The organism is Avibacterium paragallinarum, assembly GCF_011765605.1.
In the GTDB taxonomy this organism is placed as follows: Bacteria; Pseudomonadota; Gammaproteobacteria; order Enterobacterales; family Pasteurellaceae; genus Avibacterium; species Avibacterium paragallinarum.
Map to the genome: position 1 here is coordinate 83,649 of NZ_CP050316.1, position 15,708 is coordinate 99,356.

19 protein-coding genes and 2 pseudogenes are annotated in these 15,708 nt (G+C 39.6%); 4 read left to right on the plus strand and 17 right to left on the minus strand.

Annotated elements, in window-relative coordinates:
- Window positions 1-2: 2 nt before the first annotated feature.
- The 5 genes from HBL79_RS00410 to HBL79_RS00430 are packed head-to-tail and all read right to left on the minus strand — an operon-like array spanning window position 3 to window position 3,589.
- A complete protein-coding gene (locus HBL79_RS00410) occupies window positions 3-581 on the minus strand; it encodes a DUF2612 domain-containing protein (RefSeq protein WP_035688815.1) in 579 nt (192 codons plus the stop codon).
- Window positions 581-1,711 (minus strand): baseplate J/gp47 family protein, encoded by a 1,131-nt coding sequence (locus HBL79_RS00415; RefSeq protein WP_035688818.1) that lies wholly within the window; start codon window positions 1,709-1,711, stop codon window positions 581-583. The genes HBL79_RS00410 and HBL79_RS00415 overlap by 1 nt, the downstream gene beginning before the upstream one ends.
- 50 nt (window positions 1,712-1,761) lie before the next feature.
- On the minus strand, window positions 1,762-2,112 hold the full coding sequence (locus HBL79_RS00420; RefSeq protein ID WP_081637558.1) for a contractile injection system sheath initiator: 351 nt from the start codon (window positions 2,110-2,112) through the stop codon (window positions 1,762-1,764).
- The gene (locus tag HBL79_RS00425) at window positions 2,109-2,756 is read right to left on the minus strand and encodes a Gp138 family membrane-puncturing spike protein (protein WP_081637559.1); all 648 of its coding nucleotides are present in this window, start codon (window positions 2,754-2,756) and stop codon (window positions 2,109-2,111) included. Before HBL79_RS00425 ends, HBL79_RS00420 begins: the two co-directional genes overlap by 4 nt.
- Window positions 2,753-3,589 carry a phage protein gene (locus HBL79_RS00430; protein ID WP_035688821.1) on the minus strand — a complete coding sequence of 279 codons (837 nt, stop codon included), beginning with the start codon at window positions 3,587-3,589 and terminating at the stop codon, window positions 2,753-2,755. Before HBL79_RS00430 ends, HBL79_RS00425 begins: the two co-directional genes overlap by 4 nt.
- A gap of 163 nt (window positions 3,590-3,752) precedes the next feature.
- Between HBL79_RS00430 and HBL79_RS12570 the strand changes: the two are divergent.
- Window positions 3,753-4,633, plus strand: a pseudogene (locus HBL79_RS12570) (phage integrase N-terminal domain-containing protein).
- A gap of 126 nt (window positions 4,634-4,759) precedes the next feature.
- On the opposite strand, the gene HBL79_RS00440 reads toward HBL79_RS12570, so the two are convergent.
- The 4 genes from HBL79_RS00440 to HBL79_RS00455 all read right to left on the minus strand — a co-directional run bounded on the left by HBL79_RS00440 (window position 4,760) and on the right by HBL79_RS00455 (window position 7,550).
- Entirely contained in the window at window positions 4,760-5,128 is a 369-nt protein-coding gene (locus HBL79_RS00440) for a hemocin immunity protein (RefSeq protein WP_233570708.1), read from the minus strand.
- 304 nt (window positions 5,129-5,432) lie between these two features.
- The gene (locus tag HBL79_RS00445; protein ID WP_017806205.1) at window positions 5,433-6,140 is read right to left on the minus strand and encodes an AAA family ATPase; all 708 of its coding nucleotides are present in this window, start codon (window positions 6,138-6,140) and stop codon (window positions 5,433-5,435) included.
- 2 nt (window positions 6,141-6,142) lie between these two features.
- Window positions 6,143-6,739: a C39 family peptidase gene (locus HBL79_RS00450; protein ID WP_017806206.1), complete on the minus strand. Its 597-nt coding sequence runs from the start codon at window positions 6,737-6,739 to the stop codon at window positions 6,143-6,145.
- Window positions 6,702-7,550 carry a hemin receptor gene (locus HBL79_RS00455; RefSeq protein ID WP_103846642.1) on the minus strand — a complete coding sequence of 283 codons (849 nt, stop codon included), beginning with the start codon at window positions 7,548-7,550 and terminating at the stop codon, window positions 6,702-6,704. Before HBL79_RS00455 ends, HBL79_RS00450 begins: the two co-directional genes overlap by 38 nt.
- A gap of 118 nt (window positions 7,551-7,668) precedes the next feature.
- Between HBL79_RS00455 and HBL79_RS00460 the strand changes: the two are divergent.
- Window positions 7,669-8,333, plus strand: a pseudogene (locus HBL79_RS00460) (integrase domain-containing protein); the annotation flags it as partial.
- A gap of 404 nt (window positions 8,334-8,737) precedes the next feature.
- Here the strand turns inward: HBL79_RS00460 and HBL79_RS00465 are convergent.
- Genes HBL79_RS00465 through HBL79_RS00475 form a run of 3 tightly spaced genes read right to left on the minus strand, consistent with a single transcriptional unit; the run spans window position 8,738 to window position 10,620 of the window.
- Entirely contained in the window at window positions 8,738-9,577 is an 840-nt protein-coding gene (locus HBL79_RS00465) for a replication initiation protein (RefSeq protein WP_082082221.1), read from the minus strand.
- Entirely contained in the window at window positions 9,553-9,855 is a 303-nt protein-coding gene (locus HBL79_RS00470; protein ID WP_035688827.1) for a phage baseplate plug family protein, read from the minus strand. The genes HBL79_RS00465 and HBL79_RS00470 overlap by 25 nt, the downstream gene beginning before the upstream one ends.
- 3 nt (window positions 9,856-9,858) lie before the next feature.
- Window positions 9,859-10,620, minus strand: a complete 762-nt coding sequence (locus tag HBL79_RS00475) for a phage baseplate protein (RefSeq protein ID WP_035688830.1) — start codon at window positions 10,618-10,620, stop codon at window positions 9,859-9,861.
- Between the two features lie 67 nt (window positions 10,621-10,687).
- Here HBL79_RS00475 and HBL79_RS00480 point away from each other — a divergent pair, with 67 nt between their 5' ends.
- Together HBL79_RS00480 and HBL79_RS00485 are read left to right on the plus strand one after the other, a co-directional pair.
- A complete protein-coding gene (locus tag HBL79_RS00480; protein WP_081637560.1) occupies window positions 10,688-10,942 on the plus strand; it encodes a type II toxin-antitoxin system RelE family toxin in 255 nt (84 codons plus the stop codon).
- Window positions 10,926-11,273: a helix-turn-helix domain-containing protein gene (locus HBL79_RS00485; RefSeq protein WP_035688832.1), complete on the plus strand. Its 348-nt coding sequence runs from the start codon at window positions 10,926-10,928 to the stop codon at window positions 11,271-11,273. Before HBL79_RS00480 ends, HBL79_RS00485 begins: the two co-directional genes overlap by 17 nt.
- A gap of 2 nt (window positions 11,274-11,275) precedes the next feature.
- On the opposite strand, the gene HBL79_RS00490 is transcribed toward HBL79_RS00485, so the two are convergent.
- The 5 genes from HBL79_RS00490 to HBL79_RS12395 all read right to left on the minus strand — a co-directional run bounded on the left by HBL79_RS00490 (window position 11,276) and on the right by HBL79_RS12395 (window position 15,707).
- On the minus strand, window positions 11,276-13,210 hold the full coding sequence (locus HBL79_RS00490; RefSeq protein ID WP_051128129.1) for a phage tail protein: 1,935 nt from the start codon (window positions 13,208-13,210) through the stop codon (window positions 11,276-11,278).
- 129 nt (window positions 13,211-13,339) lie between these two features.
- On the minus strand, window positions 13,340-13,765 hold the full coding sequence (locus HBL79_RS00495) for a phage tail assembly chaperone (RefSeq protein ID WP_017807100.1): 426 nt from the start codon (window positions 13,763-13,765) through the stop codon (window positions 13,340-13,342).
- A 2-nt stretch (window positions 13,766-13,767) separates the two neighbouring features.
- Complete coding sequence (locus HBL79_RS00500) at window positions 13,768-14,196, minus strand: phage structural protein (protein WP_017807101.1); 429 nt, start codon at window positions 14,194-14,196, stop codon at window positions 13,768-13,770.
- A gap of 9 nt (window positions 14,197-14,205) precedes the next feature.
- A complete protein-coding gene (locus HBL79_RS00505) occupies window positions 14,206-15,585 on the minus strand; it encodes a DUF3383 domain-containing protein (protein WP_244300908.1) in 1,380 nt (459 codons plus the stop codon).
- A complete protein-coding gene (locus HBL79_RS12395; protein ID WP_244300910.1) occupies window positions 15,582-15,707 on the minus strand; it encodes a DUF3383 domain-containing protein in 126 nt (41 codons plus the stop codon). The genes HBL79_RS00505 and HBL79_RS12395 overlap by 4 nt, the downstream gene beginning before the upstream one ends.
- Window position 15,708 lies beyond the last annotated feature (1 nt).

A 15,708-nucleotide genomic window follows, 5' to 3' on the forward strand; every position in this document is an offset into this window, starting at 1 on the left:
CTTTACTCCGTTAATTGATAGTGAAATTTTACGCCCGCTTGTCTTGGGAGGATGTCTAAATGCTCAATGGCAAACTTCTTAAAATCCGTCATTTTATGTCGTGGAATATCAATGGATACGCTCATATCATAGTTATCCATAACCTGACATTTCACCCCAAAAACAAACTGGCACGCGTCGATAAGGTTCGCTACCGTGCCAGTTTGATAATTTCTTAAAATTCGGCATTTAATTAAAAAGCGGTAATCGTCATCGCTAAGCCTCACCGCGTCTCTTAACGGGTCACGCTTGCGGTACCACTGTCCGCCCCCTTGCCATCTTCGTTTAAACGGCATTGCCAAAGGCGAACCACGAAAGCCAAAAAACTTACGCAACTGGTAGCCATTAATCACGCGAGGTTGCCCTACGTGTTTACCAACCAAGTCAAGATTAGCTCCCGTTGCCGTTTCAATGTCCAGCACCTCAGGCAAGCGTGATAAATCGACAAATCCTTGAGCAATCTCTTGTTCAAAAAGCTTGATGGTGGCAAGGGCTTTAGGTTTATGGCGATATTGCCAGATGAGTAATTTGTGATAGTGCATTATTCCACCTCAATAGTGATGTCTGAGGATAAAATGCGGGCAATTTCTCGTGGCTGAATAGGGATGTTTTCTGCCTGTTTTGTTTGCCCTTTACGAGCGATTTTGAGGGATTTTACCCAGAACCCGCCGATAGTGTTAATCGGTGAATAAAGCCTTGATAGCGAGATGGATTGCCCGATAGCAAAGGTTAATGCAGATAGTACCTTTTTAATCCCCTCTTTATCTATTTCAGTGAAGTCCTCGTAGCGTACCGCCGTGATAGCAATTTCAATATCTACCGGCACTGCACGATCGAAATAAACCGTTTGCCTTTCAAACTCAACCGCTGTGTTGCCTTGCAACCCTACCCCCGCTCCTTTATTGTGATAAATCACCTTGGCAATATCGCGATCAAGTCCGCCATCAACAATGACGTTAATACTGTGTGGATTAACGCCTTTCTTGTCTATGGAAGCGGTATTATTCTCTAGCACCACAACCTGTTTCACATCATTGAGTTCGCTGATTTTCGCTTCTATTGCCAATACGGAATTTATCGCGTTTCTTGCTCGGCTTAGAAAAAAGCGGTGGCGTAGTTCGGCATCGGTTTCCTCTTCTGTGCCTAGCTGGCTTGTTTCACTTGTTGTGGCAGTGGCGAGACCTAAGGTTACGGTTTCAATCGTTAGCGTTTCACTTTGTGCAACACTAAACGCCCCTAATAATTCACTGCGGAAATCTGCACGGGCAGATCCTTCTTGATTAAGTTGCGTATCTTGCACGAGAACCCATCGCCCTTTTTGTGGATCTGAAACAACTAACCCCGCATAAAGTGTTGTGTAGGGATCGCCGGTTAAAATCACTGAGCGTAAATAGCTGTAACTGGCAGTTCGCCGAATAAGCCCAGCGTAGGCGACACGCTGATCTAGCCACGCCCCACTGGCAACATCAGGATCGAGCTGTTTATAAATCATTTCTGCGAGTTCTTCGATATCCATTCGCATTTGAGCCAATATGCCTATCATTTGCCCATCTGGTGTATCGGGAGCGAGATTAATATTTTGTCCGTAAATAGTACGGAAACCATTTTCTAGCCGTTCCACTAAGGTATCTAACCGCTCAATGGTGATGCCGTTTTCTGTTATTTTTGCCATAGATTATCCTTATTTTCGTGTATCGCGATGCTTTACATTTTTATTTAGCCTTAATAACTCACGCGATGTTCTAGACCGTAGATATCTAAATAATTAATTGAGAGAGTAAGTTTTCTCGTATTGGGGTCAAAACGCGATTGATAATGAGTAATTTGTTTTACCCCTTCGGTTTCAAGCACTTGTTTTTTCACTTGCATTTCTAGCTCACTCAGATCTACCGCCCGCCCCATTTTCTCAATCCAAGGCAAGCCGTGATCTAAGTCTAAAAACCAATCATTTGCGAATGACCAAAGACGGCATTGCACATTTTGTGCTATGCCCTCAGAATGATCGGCATAATTGGCTCTGCCTTGTCCAAAGGTCCAGTCGTGATTGTGATCTAATCGTCGTACTTTTATCATTTTGGCTGTCCTGTTGTTCCCCCACTATCGCCGCTATGGGTGTGAGATTTGCCTGATACCCCGCCTGCAATCACATCAGTTTGTCCCGTCAGCGTTCCTGTTGTTGTGGTGTTGCCTATCTGCTGTGTATTACCATTGTGCGTAATATCGCCCTTAATGGTAATGCTTCCCTCTACCATACGGATAAAGGTGTTACCACTCAATGTTTGAAGCGATAACCCTGCCGCAAAAAAATTTTTAACACATTGCGGTTGCGAACAAATACCTGGAATAAACATCGCGTCAGAGAGATCGTGAAAACGGTGATCTAACGGCTCGCTGGCGTTACCTGATTGCCACCAGCCATCAATACAACGTTCACTAAAAATAGCGATCCCTTCATCACCTGCACGCAACGGAAATGTTATGGCAAAGCCTCCCCCGCGTGGATAGCAGATCGGTACGTCCATTAAAGGAGGAATAGCAATACTTTTCCCATCAACTAACACCTGCTTAATTTGCACCGCAAGGCTCACCGTTTGCTTGGTCGGATGAAAATGTATAACTTTGGCGGGCAATGCCGTATGTAATTGTCGTAAGGTGTTTTGAATTTGAATATCTGTCGCACTTTCAGGTGTTGCGGTTTGATATTGGAAATCAGTCATTTTTTACTTTCCCCTTTCACTTTATTAAACTTGCCGCCAACTACGGTCATTTTGCTTAGCCAATCCCCACCTAGACCGTCGCCATTATGCGAGAGTTTGACAATTTTGTACTCACCATTGAAATATTCGATAATAGACTGCACCTTGACAAGTCCGCCAATTTGCAATGCGGGATTAAGTAAACAAGTCAGCTCCAAACCATCATCGGTTTGTTCTGGCGTACCTATCATCCCCGTTGCTTGGTTTAATAATACCGCCTCATCATTAAGCACCTTGTCATAAGGAAGAAAAAGCAACTTGCCATCTTGAATTGACCAGTTTGCTTTATTATTTTTAGCGATACGATTAAGGATCTCTCGGCTATCACCATTTAATACTCTTGCACGGGGTAATTGACGTTTATTGACGACATCTTGCGTCCCCGCCTCAAGTGCGGGCATATTTTTTTGCACTTCCGCGAGGATTTGTTCATCCGTTGCCCCTGAATTTAACGTGATATTTGAACGCCCTTGCGTGTAGGCTTGATGCCCATCTGCACATTCAAGCTCTAAAATAAAATCAAGTCCTTCACGCTTGATTTTTGCCTTAGTAATATCCCCTTGATAAATCTGACTAATTCGCTGATACCCCACCGATAACCTCACCTTTTTAAACTGTTGGCTTAACAATTGATTGATATGATTACGGTTTAGATTCCATATTTGAATCTGGGCTGGGTTAGGTTTTTCGCTTATGGTCTTATCGATAGAAAAAGCCACTCGCAGTTGGGTGATTGAGAGGATCTCACTGTCGCTGATTAAATCAAGTTTCCATTGCCGTCCGAACTGTTTCATACTTTGCCTCAATAAAAATGACTTAAACATGCTTGTAACATTCAAAACTACACAAGATAAGATACGCCCTGTCTTGTTACGCTGTATTTCAGCGCATTTTATCGGTTACCTACGCTCTAATCGGTATCAAACTAACACTTAACAACATTTATCGGAGAGCACTATGCGCGATCTGGTCTATTCGGTTTCCGTCTTGTGTAAACACAACAAAGACGGGAGCTTTGGTACGGCTGCTGAACGTCATAAATCGCTTAAATCAGCAATGCAAGCAATTTCTGACGCAGGATATGGCATCCGAGACGTTAAACAGTTAAAAGGTAAACACATCAGATTTTTAGTCGAGAAATGGAAATCTGATCCCAATCTCTCAATCGGTACAATAAAAAACAGAATGAGCCATTTACGATGGCTCGCTGAACGGATCGGAAACCCTCGTATCGTAGAACGCTCTAATTCGAGCTATGCCATTAAAAATCGAAAGTACGTAGATAACATACCAATAAAGCTAAAAACCTCTCTATGGAGCGTTTAGACGCATTAACGGATGATTTTGTGAGATACTCTCTTCTGCTTCAACAAGAATTTGGGCTAAGGCGGGAAGAGGCGATTAAATTTCAACCTAAATTCGCTGATCGAAACACTGAAATCTGTCTGAAAGGAAGTTGGTGCAAAGGCGGCAGAGAACGAACAATCCCCATCACATCACAATCTCAACGAGATTTGCTCGATGAAATACACACTTTTTGCCGGCAACGTGGCACAAAATCATTGATACCCACTCATAAAAATTATGAACAACAAATGCGAACTTACGAATACCAAACTGCAAAAGTGGGGGAGTTAAAAAATCACGGTTTGCGCCACGCATACGCACAGAGACGATACGAAACTCTTTCAGGCTTATCTTCCCCTAAGAACGGTGGAAAAACCTCTAGAAAACTCTCTGATGGAGAAAAACAGCGTAATTTGGAGAGTAGGTTGCAGGTAAGCAGTGAGCTGGGACATAATCGAGAAGAAATTACAGCTGTTTATCTTGGACGATAGCAAGGCAAGCTACCGCAGTCGCTTCGTTCCTTTGCTTAATCCCCGTGATTATTACCGATAAACGCTAATAATCACGGGGATTTTTATTTTATGGAGTAAAGCTCTTTCGCTACAGGTATCACTTCTTCAAGGTATTAAATTAATAGTGTTATATATACAAGTTTCTATATAAAATTCAATATCATCTTTACTATAACCTAATAGCTTTCCTATTTTTCTTTCATAATTTGAATTAAAGCAGTTTTTACTCTTTTCTAGTAACAGCGATAGTTTTTTTGCTTTTCTTTTATGCTTTTGTTTATATATTATATAGTAATAAAAAAAATTTTTATTAGAAATATTTATTCTAATTTTTTTTACTTTAAAAAAACCACTCTCCAGATATGGAATAAACCCATCTGGAATATTATAATCAGTATAAAAAAGAGCTAAATTTTTTAAACCTCTTAACATTAAATCTAGCTCTTTTCCTTCATGGGGACCAATTACTCCCATAAAATTTATGGACGTCTAATACCGTTTATTCTAAATCCTTTATTGTAGCAGTTATAGCATACATTAGGAGAATATACCCCTCCATGTTTCGCTCCGCACACTGAGCAGGTATACACGGGTGATCTAGCCCCACCTTTAACCTCAGACATCTCTTTCTGAGATAACACAGTAGCACTGTTATTTTGAGATGACTTGAATAAGGATTGTAGTTCACTGCTACTCGCTAACGAAGCTGATGAAAAAATAATTGCTATTAATAAAATAAAAAATTTCTTCATTACTGTTACTCCTCTTAATTGATTATTCATAGATTTAGTATACTGCTTAGATAGGTGTGAGAATTATCTTGCATAATTTTACGATACATATAGTACACGTTTGTATCTCTAAAGTTAACTATTTTTACGCCGTTTTTTGTTACTTCTAGTAACTCTGAACTAGGGGTTTGCATGATAATAGGTGAATGGGTTGCAATGATGAATTGAGCCCCATCTCTACTTAGGGTTACGATTTTTTCAATAAATTTAAGCTGATTGTTGAGAGATAAGGATGCCTCGGGTTCATCTAATATGTACAGACCATTTTTATGAAATCTATTTGTATATAGTGCATTCATTGATTCGCCATGAGATAACTTATGCAATTCAACTCCCCCATAGTAATATTTTATCTTCTCCCCTCCTGATTCTGGGGTATCTAACCTTTTCATCTCGCTCATAAAGGTATAGAAAGTTTCTGCTCTATAGAAAAATACATCCTTAGGAAATCTAGTTCCTTTTTTTACCACGATATCAGGTACTTGGATGTGTGTATTTTCAGTTGAAAAATTAAAATTTTTTGAACCTCCTTCTGCTGGGCATCCAAGGTGTACGGCTAGAGATTCCATTATAGTCGATTTACCTATTCCATTCTCACCAAAAAAGATTGATATTGGGTTATTAAATTTTATTGGAAATAAATAATCAAGAAAAAATTTATTTTTATTTTTTCTATATATTTCATATATATACATATTTAATTCCTTAGGAAGATTCTATGTTTTTTTTCAATATTATCAATAAACTCTAAGTAATCTTTTTTTTCACTATATAAGTATAAAATATCTCCTTTTTCACCATCCCTTAACATCCATATTTTTTCAAAATCTGATGCTCTTAATGAATAATTACCAATCGCTGGATCTGATATTAATAATTCTTTGTTAATAATACCATTAATGATGACAAAATGATCGTTGTTCAAATTGTTATTTACATACGCAATTACTGGTTGCTTTATATTCAATAACTCCTTTAATGTTAAGGATATTCCAATAGCGTTGATGTTGAATGTTTTTGAAATTTTTGCAAGTTCAAAAAAGGAGGCTTCTTCATTTTTATTTTTCATCTTGGATAAAATGACATCTTCATTAATTTCGCTAAGATGGAATTTATATTTAAGCATCGTAGCAAGAGCCGCTGCTCCACATGAATTGGTTTTTGTTTGCCTAATAACATTAAAATTTTTAAGCTCATTGTATGAGCTTATTTCTTTGGCTAGAAGAGAATCTGATATACATAATAGGAGTATTATATCACAAATCCTTCTCAAGGTTAAGGTAAATTGTAGCACCTGAGTTCCCCGTCGTATTAAAAGAAGTTTCAAAATATAAACGATTTTTCAAATCTAAATTATACGAAATCCCCATTGATAAGAAGTTTTCTATTCCAGATACATTTGTTACTTTTCCATTATATTTTTCACTGCTTCTTAATTGAATCTCTGTAGATAAACTTAAGGATATTTTTTGGTTAACTAAAAAATCCACTCTAGGCTTTATACTTATTTCATTTGATGGTTTAAAATCAAGATTACTGCTTTTTATTTTTGAGAAATATTTTACACCTGTTTTTAAAGATAAAACTATAGGATCTATTGTTTTGTCTATTATATAGTCAAAATAAAAGTTTTTGAATAAATTTGCTCTCTTGCTTATGGCGTCTACTGAAAAATATATAGATTTATTCCAGCCTGATTCAGAATCATTTAATTTAGTGGATAATCCAATATTTATTGTGTCAAACCTTAATTTATTAAATGATTTTTCCTTACCTATTTCTTCACTAGATAAAAATGAGTATTTACTATATGAACCACTAATATTTCCAAGTATGTTAATCTTATTTGTTAAACCATACCTAACCCCTTGTTCAAATGATAAAACTTGATACTTCTCACTTCCGTAAGAGTTATTATAACTTTCTATGTCAAATATATTTCTTCTCAAAAACTCATGACTATTTCTTAAATAGAATGAGGATGATGTCAATAATGTAAATTTTCCATAGCTATCAAATTCATCATTTAAGGTAATAAAATTATATTCACTTGAATAACATAGTATTGGATTTAATATAAATAAAAGTAATGTTTTCTTTTTCATACATATCCTTAATTTTTTAACTAACTCCATAACGTCAAATTACTATAGTTTCTCCCTCCTTGTCAAAAAATAAACAAGTCACATATTCATCAAGCATTCTTACTTGAATTGTTTTTGATCTGACCCCAACCTCTCAACCGGTACAATCAAAAACAGAATGAGCCATTTACGATGGCTTGCTGAACGGATCGGAAACCCTCGTATCGTAGAACGCTCTAATTCGAGCTATACCATTGAAAATCGAAAGTACGTAGATAACAAAAACCTCTCTATGGCGTGTTTAGACGCATTAACGGATGATTTTGTGAGATACTCTCTTCTACTTCAACAAGAATTTGGACTAAGACGAGAGGAGGCGATTAAATTTCAGCCTAAATTTGCTGTTCGAGGAACTAAAATTTGCTTGAAAGGAAGTTGGTGTAAAGGTGGTAGAGAACGAACAATCCCCGTTACATCACAATCTCAACGGAATTTGCTCGATGAAATACACACTTTTTGCCGGCAACGTGGCACAAAATCATTGATACCCACTCATAAAAATTATGAACAACAAATGCGAACTTACGAATACCAAACCGCAAAAGTGGGGGAGTTAAAAAATCACGGTTTGCGCCACGCATACGCACAGAGACGATACGAAACTCTTCCCCTAAGAACGGTGGAAAAACCTCTAGAAAACTCTCTGATGGAGAAAAACAGCGTAATTTGGAGAGTAGATTGCAGGTAAGCAGTGAGCTGGGACATAACCGAGAAGAAATTACGGCAGTATGTATTGGTCGCTGACTTAGCTTGTAGCTAACGCCCTACGCCTACGGCTTCGGTTGTTCAACCCTTGTCAAACGTGCAACAAGTTGCCCGCTCGACAAGGGTTTACATAAAACAAAAACCGCCCTTTTAGGCGGTTTTATGCTAAAATCATTCTCGCACTATGGCGGCGGCGGCTCGCACTACCGCTAATAGTGTGAGCCTAGCCGCTTAGCCTTGTAGTGCTAAGGAGGTGATTTATGTGAAAGTATCAGAATTATTCCTGATAGTAACGCTAGTTTTACTAGCTGTTACGGCTAGCTTAAAAGCACTCGCAATGCTTAATTTGCTAGTTTACTTGTTAAATAGATTAGCCTAACGGCTAGGAAGGGGGTAGGGTTGCAACCTGCCCCCGACCTAATTCCATTGTATGCCCGATCACCTTACTTTTCAAGTTTAACCAGTTCACAACCAGCAATCTTATAGCCACGCTGTCTAAGCTCATCAGCGAAGGTGTTTTTACTGCCTAATTTTGATTTGTGGCTTTGGTTTACCGCAAAAAAAATCCAGTAGTAAAGCAAATCTTCATTCGGTACGTCTTCAATATTTGAATAGAAATCTTCAAGGATTTTCAGGCAATCTCTTGCGTAATTGCCGTATTTAGCTGAACTCATTTTAGGATCGATACGATCTAACTTCACAAACTTGCCGTACTTGTTTTTATGTGGGAATTTTGGGCGTTTTTTTACGGTTTTTTCGTATGTAATGCTAAATTCAATGCCAACAATTTTTCGCCCTTTTTTTATTGGCTCATACTTAGCAAAGAGATCTGATTTTTCGTTAATCTCAGACAAAGCAGGAAGTAAAACCCACTGATTAAGATTGTTATAGCGTTCATATTTATCTTCCAACTGTAACCACTTTTTCAAATCTTCCACTGAAATATAGCGATCACCCAATCGCTTATACTGCGTAAATAACTCATACAAGCGAATTGCGTGAACACTGGAAAAGCCAGAGATATGATTTAACTGATATTGCGTAAATTGCCCTTTCAACTGCGTTAAATAAGGCATAATTTCATTAGTTAAGGCTATTTTAAATCGCCCCTCTTTCTTGAAATACGTTTGAGACGACACCCATCTAAATTTAGTAACGTGCCTTTCATCTTCCGTCTTTACCCAACGTTCAGATATACGCTCAATCGCTGATTTTATTTGTGTGTACGCCCTATCTGCGTTCACATCAGGGAATTGATTTATAATCTGATAAATAGCTGACAACGATTGGCTAAATCCTCAACAGTAGTTGGATCTAAATGTGTTTTGCTTAACTCCATTAGCCAAAACTGATAGGGTTGTGATGTGCGGTGCAATAATGGCACACCAATAGCGAGTGCCATCCCTTCACAGATTGTGCGTTGGTTGATCGGCTCGCTTACGTCCATCACCCAGCATTGCCCAATACTGTTATAACGTAATGTCAGTTTAATTTTCACCCCGTTAAAATCAAATACTTGCTCTTGATAAGGGGCGTTTGTAATTGGAAGTTGATACCACATCGTTTAACTCCGCAAATTATTCAGCCAAGATTTTATCTTTTCAGCCGCTTTAGGTTGAGTGATTCCTTGATTGACTTTACTCGCAGATTGCACACTTGCCCGCCCACTTTTTTTATTCCCCATTACTCCCTTTATTGATTTTGTTTCGACAATAAAAATCTCGCGGGCAGTCAGGGTAAATTTAGCCGAACCGTCCGCCGTTTGTTTTACGCTAACTGATTGTAATAGCATATTTTGGTAAAGGTGTAAGCCCGTTTGAATATCAATGGTTTCACCTGACTTTTGACAGGCGATTAAATCCGCATAGCATTTTTTTACTCTGCTGCTATTCGGTGAACTATCAAGCAGATTACCTAACCCAAAATCCGGTAAAAAAGGGGCTAAGGCTCTGACTTGCCCGAAAACTTGCTGAGCCTGAGCAGCCATTCCTAACCCTTGACTAAGTAGTCGCGTTGCTTTACTCAAAGTTTGTGCGGTTTGCATAGCAAAAGGAACAGGTAAAGGCAATTGGTTAAGAAAATCTGTTGCTCCCCGAATGTGAGGAAGCCCCAATTCAGACAATCCTAAACTTTGCTGATCGTGATCGACCATTACCCCTACAATCGTGATTTGTTTAGGTTGCAATACGCTGTGATCCGCAATGCTTGCTCCAGACTCAATCGGATTTTCCGTAATGGATAATTCCGATTGATGGCTCTCTTCTGTTGTCGCATCCAATTTTATATTACCGATCGCACGGTTAGAAATTTGCACAAAATCTAACATAATTATTGCCTTTTTTTATAAATAACTAATATAATACTTATATTACATAACTAACCCTATCATTATCATGAATAAACTCATTTATCGCCCTAAAGCCGTTAAACAATTAAGGAAAATTGCGGATCAATCAATCATTCGTGAAAAATGTAAAACGCTAGTCAATTTCCCGAACTGCAGTAACGTAAAGGCATTAGTAAATCATCAATATGATTACCGACTTAGAGTAGGGCGATATAGAGTATTTTTTAATTTTGGTTCAAATAATGATATTCAAATCGTTTCTATCGAAGAGGTGAAAAAACGCGATGACAACACATACTAATATACAAATCATCAATGACCATAGTGGCGTACCCGCCTTTGTCGTTATCCCTTACCCTCAATATATTGCACAGCAAAAACTTAGCCAAAGAGATATTGATTTATCTGATGCCATACCTAGTGAGGTTGTCGATCTCGCTTTGGATAGAAATTATTCAGCCTTACGTGCTTGGCGTGAATATCTCGGTTTAACTCAAATAGAGATTGCGAAAAGATTAGGAATCACTCAAGCCGCTTATTCTCAACACGAAAAGGCAAAATATTTACGTCCTACAACAAGAAATAAAATCGCTAACGCATTAGGGATCAACCCTGAACAACTTGATTTCTAACTTCACATTGCGAAGCTAGATTGTCCATTTTGAATTGTGCGATTGACTTCATTAGCGATCAATTTTGCGTCTTGTTGAGGGTTTCCTGAGCTTTGCAAGGTAATGTTCGTCGTTACCTTGTTGTTGCTATTTTTTACGCTGTTATCCGCGTTATTCGCAACCGCCCCTGCGGCAGGAAGTGCGGTCGGATTGAGATCGTTTTTCTCCGCCTTATCACCGCCAAACCAGCCACTGAACCACCCTCCGCCTTCTTTGTCAGAAGAGAAAAATCCCTTTACCCCTTCAACAATCGGCTTAATGTAAGTATCGTATTTTTCCGTTACCCAATTAAACGCCGCCTCAAAAGGCTTTTTGATAAAATCAGTGACTTGAGCAAAATTCTCTTTCACATTTTCTACGCTAATTTCTTTGCCGGTAAACAGATCCCAAAGGGTTTTGACGAACGTAAATCCGGCTTTAAACGGAAAGGTGATAATCTCAATCACAGTGTTAAAAATCTCTGAGAGGGAAGACATACTAAACCATTGGGTAAATTGATTCCATTTCGCTTTTACCCATTTGAACGCGAGGCGAAACGGCGAGGTGATAATCTGCCATAAGCCCGATAGTACCGATCCGAGCATTGTTATACTCGCTTTGACTAAATGAACCATAAGGTTAAAGAAATTTTTAGCCACCTTGATCGCCCCGCTTATCATTTTAGTAAAGCCTTGTGCAATCAGATCGCCATCACCGCTAAATATCCCTTGTAGGAAATCCCAAAGCCCACTCAGATAATCCCAAAGCCCTGAAAATAGCTCAATAACATAATGAATGCTTTCTTCCACCCAAGCCTTCATCAGTGCAAATATCGGCTGTAGCTCCTCAAGTTTTTGTTGAATTTTTGCGATAACCTTAATCACAGGCTCCCAGGCTTTGCCAAAATAGCTTTCGCCACCTTGCATATACACAATAAGATCGTCGATTAAGGCGATCAACCCCACTAAAGCGGCACAAATTGCGGTAACGGCGAGTAGCATTGGGTTTGTTGCTAAGGTAATGAGCAATTTCCGATTTAACCAGGCGACGGCCGCCCCGACAAGATAAATGACATTTTTCCAGCCGATAGTTGCCGAAATAACCCGATCTAACGCGTTGATAAAGCCGCTTATAAAGCGAATGACTTTACTCAGTTTATCGACAAATTTCGTCAAGGTGCCTTTAATGAGCTGATTGTTGGTAATAAACCATTGCTTAAATATCGCAATAAGCTCTCGCACGACGGGGGATAGACGAAGCGAAACAAACTCACTCACCCCTTTAATGATTTGCCAGAACTCCGTCATAGCATCTTTAAACGCGGCTGCCTCATCCGCATTTTCAGCCGTACCTAACGAAAGAGCTTCCGCATTTTGCAATGCTGCTTCCATTTGCTCATTGCTTAATCGCAGTGTCTGAATCATTGAGGCATCAATACCGAGTTTAGCTAACATCGCAATTTGCTGTTGTTCGCTCAACCCTTTCATTTTTTGGCGAATCTCTTCCATCATTTCAGAAGCGGTTTTCACATCGCCATTGGCTTTTTTCGCACTCAATCCATAATGCTCGAAGGCTTTCGCACCTAAGCCGACACCATTTGCTGCTTCACCGATCGTGCGAGAAAGCCCCGCAATGGAGGCTTGAGCTGCCTCTGCGGATGAGCCATTGACTTCAGCGACTTTGCCGAGTAGTTGAATTTGTTTCGCTGATTCTCCCGTCACACGTGAAAGCTGAGCGATTTCATCAAGTGCGGTCAAATTTTTATCTAAAAAAACGCCGATCCCCACTGCCATTGCCCCGATTGCCGCCCCGACAACCCCTGCGGCTTTCCCAACGGCTTTGAGTGTACTATCAAATTTTTTTAGTTTTCCTGTATCAGCCTCTACGGCAATTTTCACTAATAACTCACTCAGTAGCATTTTGCTCAGCCTCCAACATTTCTACGACCACCGAATGAAAATCGAGCAAATCGCCTAAGCTATAGACCGTTCTTAAATCGTTTAGGGTGCAAAGGTTTTTCACAATCGGGGTAAAAATAAACCAATCAACTAAGGATTGGCAGGTTTGATGTCGTTTAGTGGATTGATTGAGGGTAGCATATCTTTCAGCAATCCACCCCCACCGATAAAAAAATCCGCAAATTGATATCTCGTCCCGTTTATCAAAACGGGGAATAAATGCCCTCGATATTGATTAAAATGTTTATCGAGCTGATGAGATAAACGATATTGCTGACCGTGTAGATTGGCAACGGTATGATTAAGTACAATCTCTTCAATTGCCTTGATCTCAGGTGAACCTAAATGAGCTAATAATGCCCCTAATACCGATTCACCGATTTTTGTGGTATCTTCGCCAAGCTGAATACCTTGTGCTAATTTCAATGCGTTTTTAAGTGCCGACCACGCCCCCATTGCATTAGCCGGTGTCATTCGGTATTCAACCTCATCTAATTGAAAAACAAACTCTTGCATTGTTATACTCCTTTCTCAAGATTAAGCGTCATTTTTTCAAATTCAATCACCCAAGTTTGAGCGTTATGCCCCGCCCCACGCGTAAAACCGGTTGGGGTGGTGAAATAGCCTTTCGTTGCGGTCACCACATCATCATTAAGTAAATCTCGAATAGATAGGGTCATCGGGCTAAAGGTTTTAATCGCGGATTTTTGTTGGTTAAATAATTTACTTAAATACGCATTGTCCTCAGAATGTTGCTTAATTTTTAGGGTAAGTTTGCCTGACGCATCAGGATTTGCCACAAAAACCCCTGTGCCATTTGCTCCAATTGTCCAGCTCCCCGCATCTTGATTTTGCACCGCACTAATCACATCAGCACCGTCTGCCCAATCACTAATTTCTCTGCCGTCTAACAAAACAATCACTTGTTTTGGATCAAAAACCGCCATAAAGCCTCCTTATCGGTTATAGTTAATAATGACATCAGATTGATGGATTGCCCCCGCTAGCTTCACCGCCGTTTGAATTGGCGTAGCTTTGCGTTGCTCTCGATCGCTATCAGAAAGCGTATCCATTGGAGCGGCCCAAACATAATAGCCTTTTTCGAGATAATCGTTCGTATTGAGATTTCCAAAGCTGTCGCCAGTCCATTGACCGGGTGCAAACGCCCCGTTATTAATCCCCTCTTGGCAAACTTTTTCCACCGCTGAAATTAAAATTGCCTGCCCTTTATCGGTAAGTGGAATTTTGGTTGGGGATTTATATAACCGTGCAAACACTTCTTTTTGTACGGCATCAGTAAACCAATCTAAGATCACAATTTCATCCGCAAATTTACCGCCAATAACGGTTCCCTCAGCTAACATTGCTACATCGTCATAATAGGTATAAAAGTTGATCCCTAATCGTTTCGCTTTATTCGCTTCAGTTAAGGTGACATCATCTGCGGTAATGGTGGGCTGCTGTTTAAATTTGAGTGTGATGGTTGAATTATTCGCGGCAAAATTCATCGCAAGGAGGCGAGCCATTGCGGAAGACGCGGCGTACATATCATCTTTATCGTAAATCGCCAGCGTATGATCTAAGCCGGCATCAAATAATTTTTTATAAATATTGCCTGTAGTAAATTCTAACTGTTCAGAGCGGATCACATTTGCCCCAAATAATTTTGTATTGGCTTGTGCGTATTTTGCTGCGGTTTCTACCTGTTCATCGGTTAATTGTGCGGCGAATAAGAAACCATAGAAATTATTATTGACCTCCGCAAAATTAAATAAGGCTTCACCGATCGTTTCCGCATTGAAACTTATCTGATTTTTACCGATAATCTGACTAGCTTGTCCGTTTTCCAGCTTAAGCATTGCTCCGATATAATCGCCATCGCTACTATCGGCAAAAACATAATGAAGTAACGTTGTCTTATCCTCACCTGCCGTTTTCGCACTAAAAATAAAACGGTTACCCGTTTGATCGTAGCTCACTTGAATTTTAAGTGCGGTGAGTTTTTCCTGAATTTTGCTCGCAATCGCGGCAAAATCCGCACATTCACTAAAATTTAACCCCGTTACTTTTTGAATCGTACTGCCTTGCGTAAAGGCAAAACAGCCGTTGGTAATTTTCTTAAAGGCTTCTAGCGTATGGTTAAGGGTGGCACCCCGCAATTCATTTTTGGTCGCCTCAATGGTTTTTGCGTTTTTCTGCCAGCGTCCAATAATTAATTGTTTTGCTCGTGGGCTTTGGGCAAAAAAAGGCAATGCCGCTTTTGCCGTTTCGCTTTCCGTCCCAAAGGCAAGCTCCACCTCACGTTGGCTATTAACGTATAGATAGCGGGTTTTCATATCTGTAAACACATTCCCCGCCTCGGGGTAAATAATACCACTACGCCAAAATCTTTACGTGAAGCAGATTTTGGCACGGTATTAAGTTGTACATTGACAATATTCGAAATCGATAATGCCATA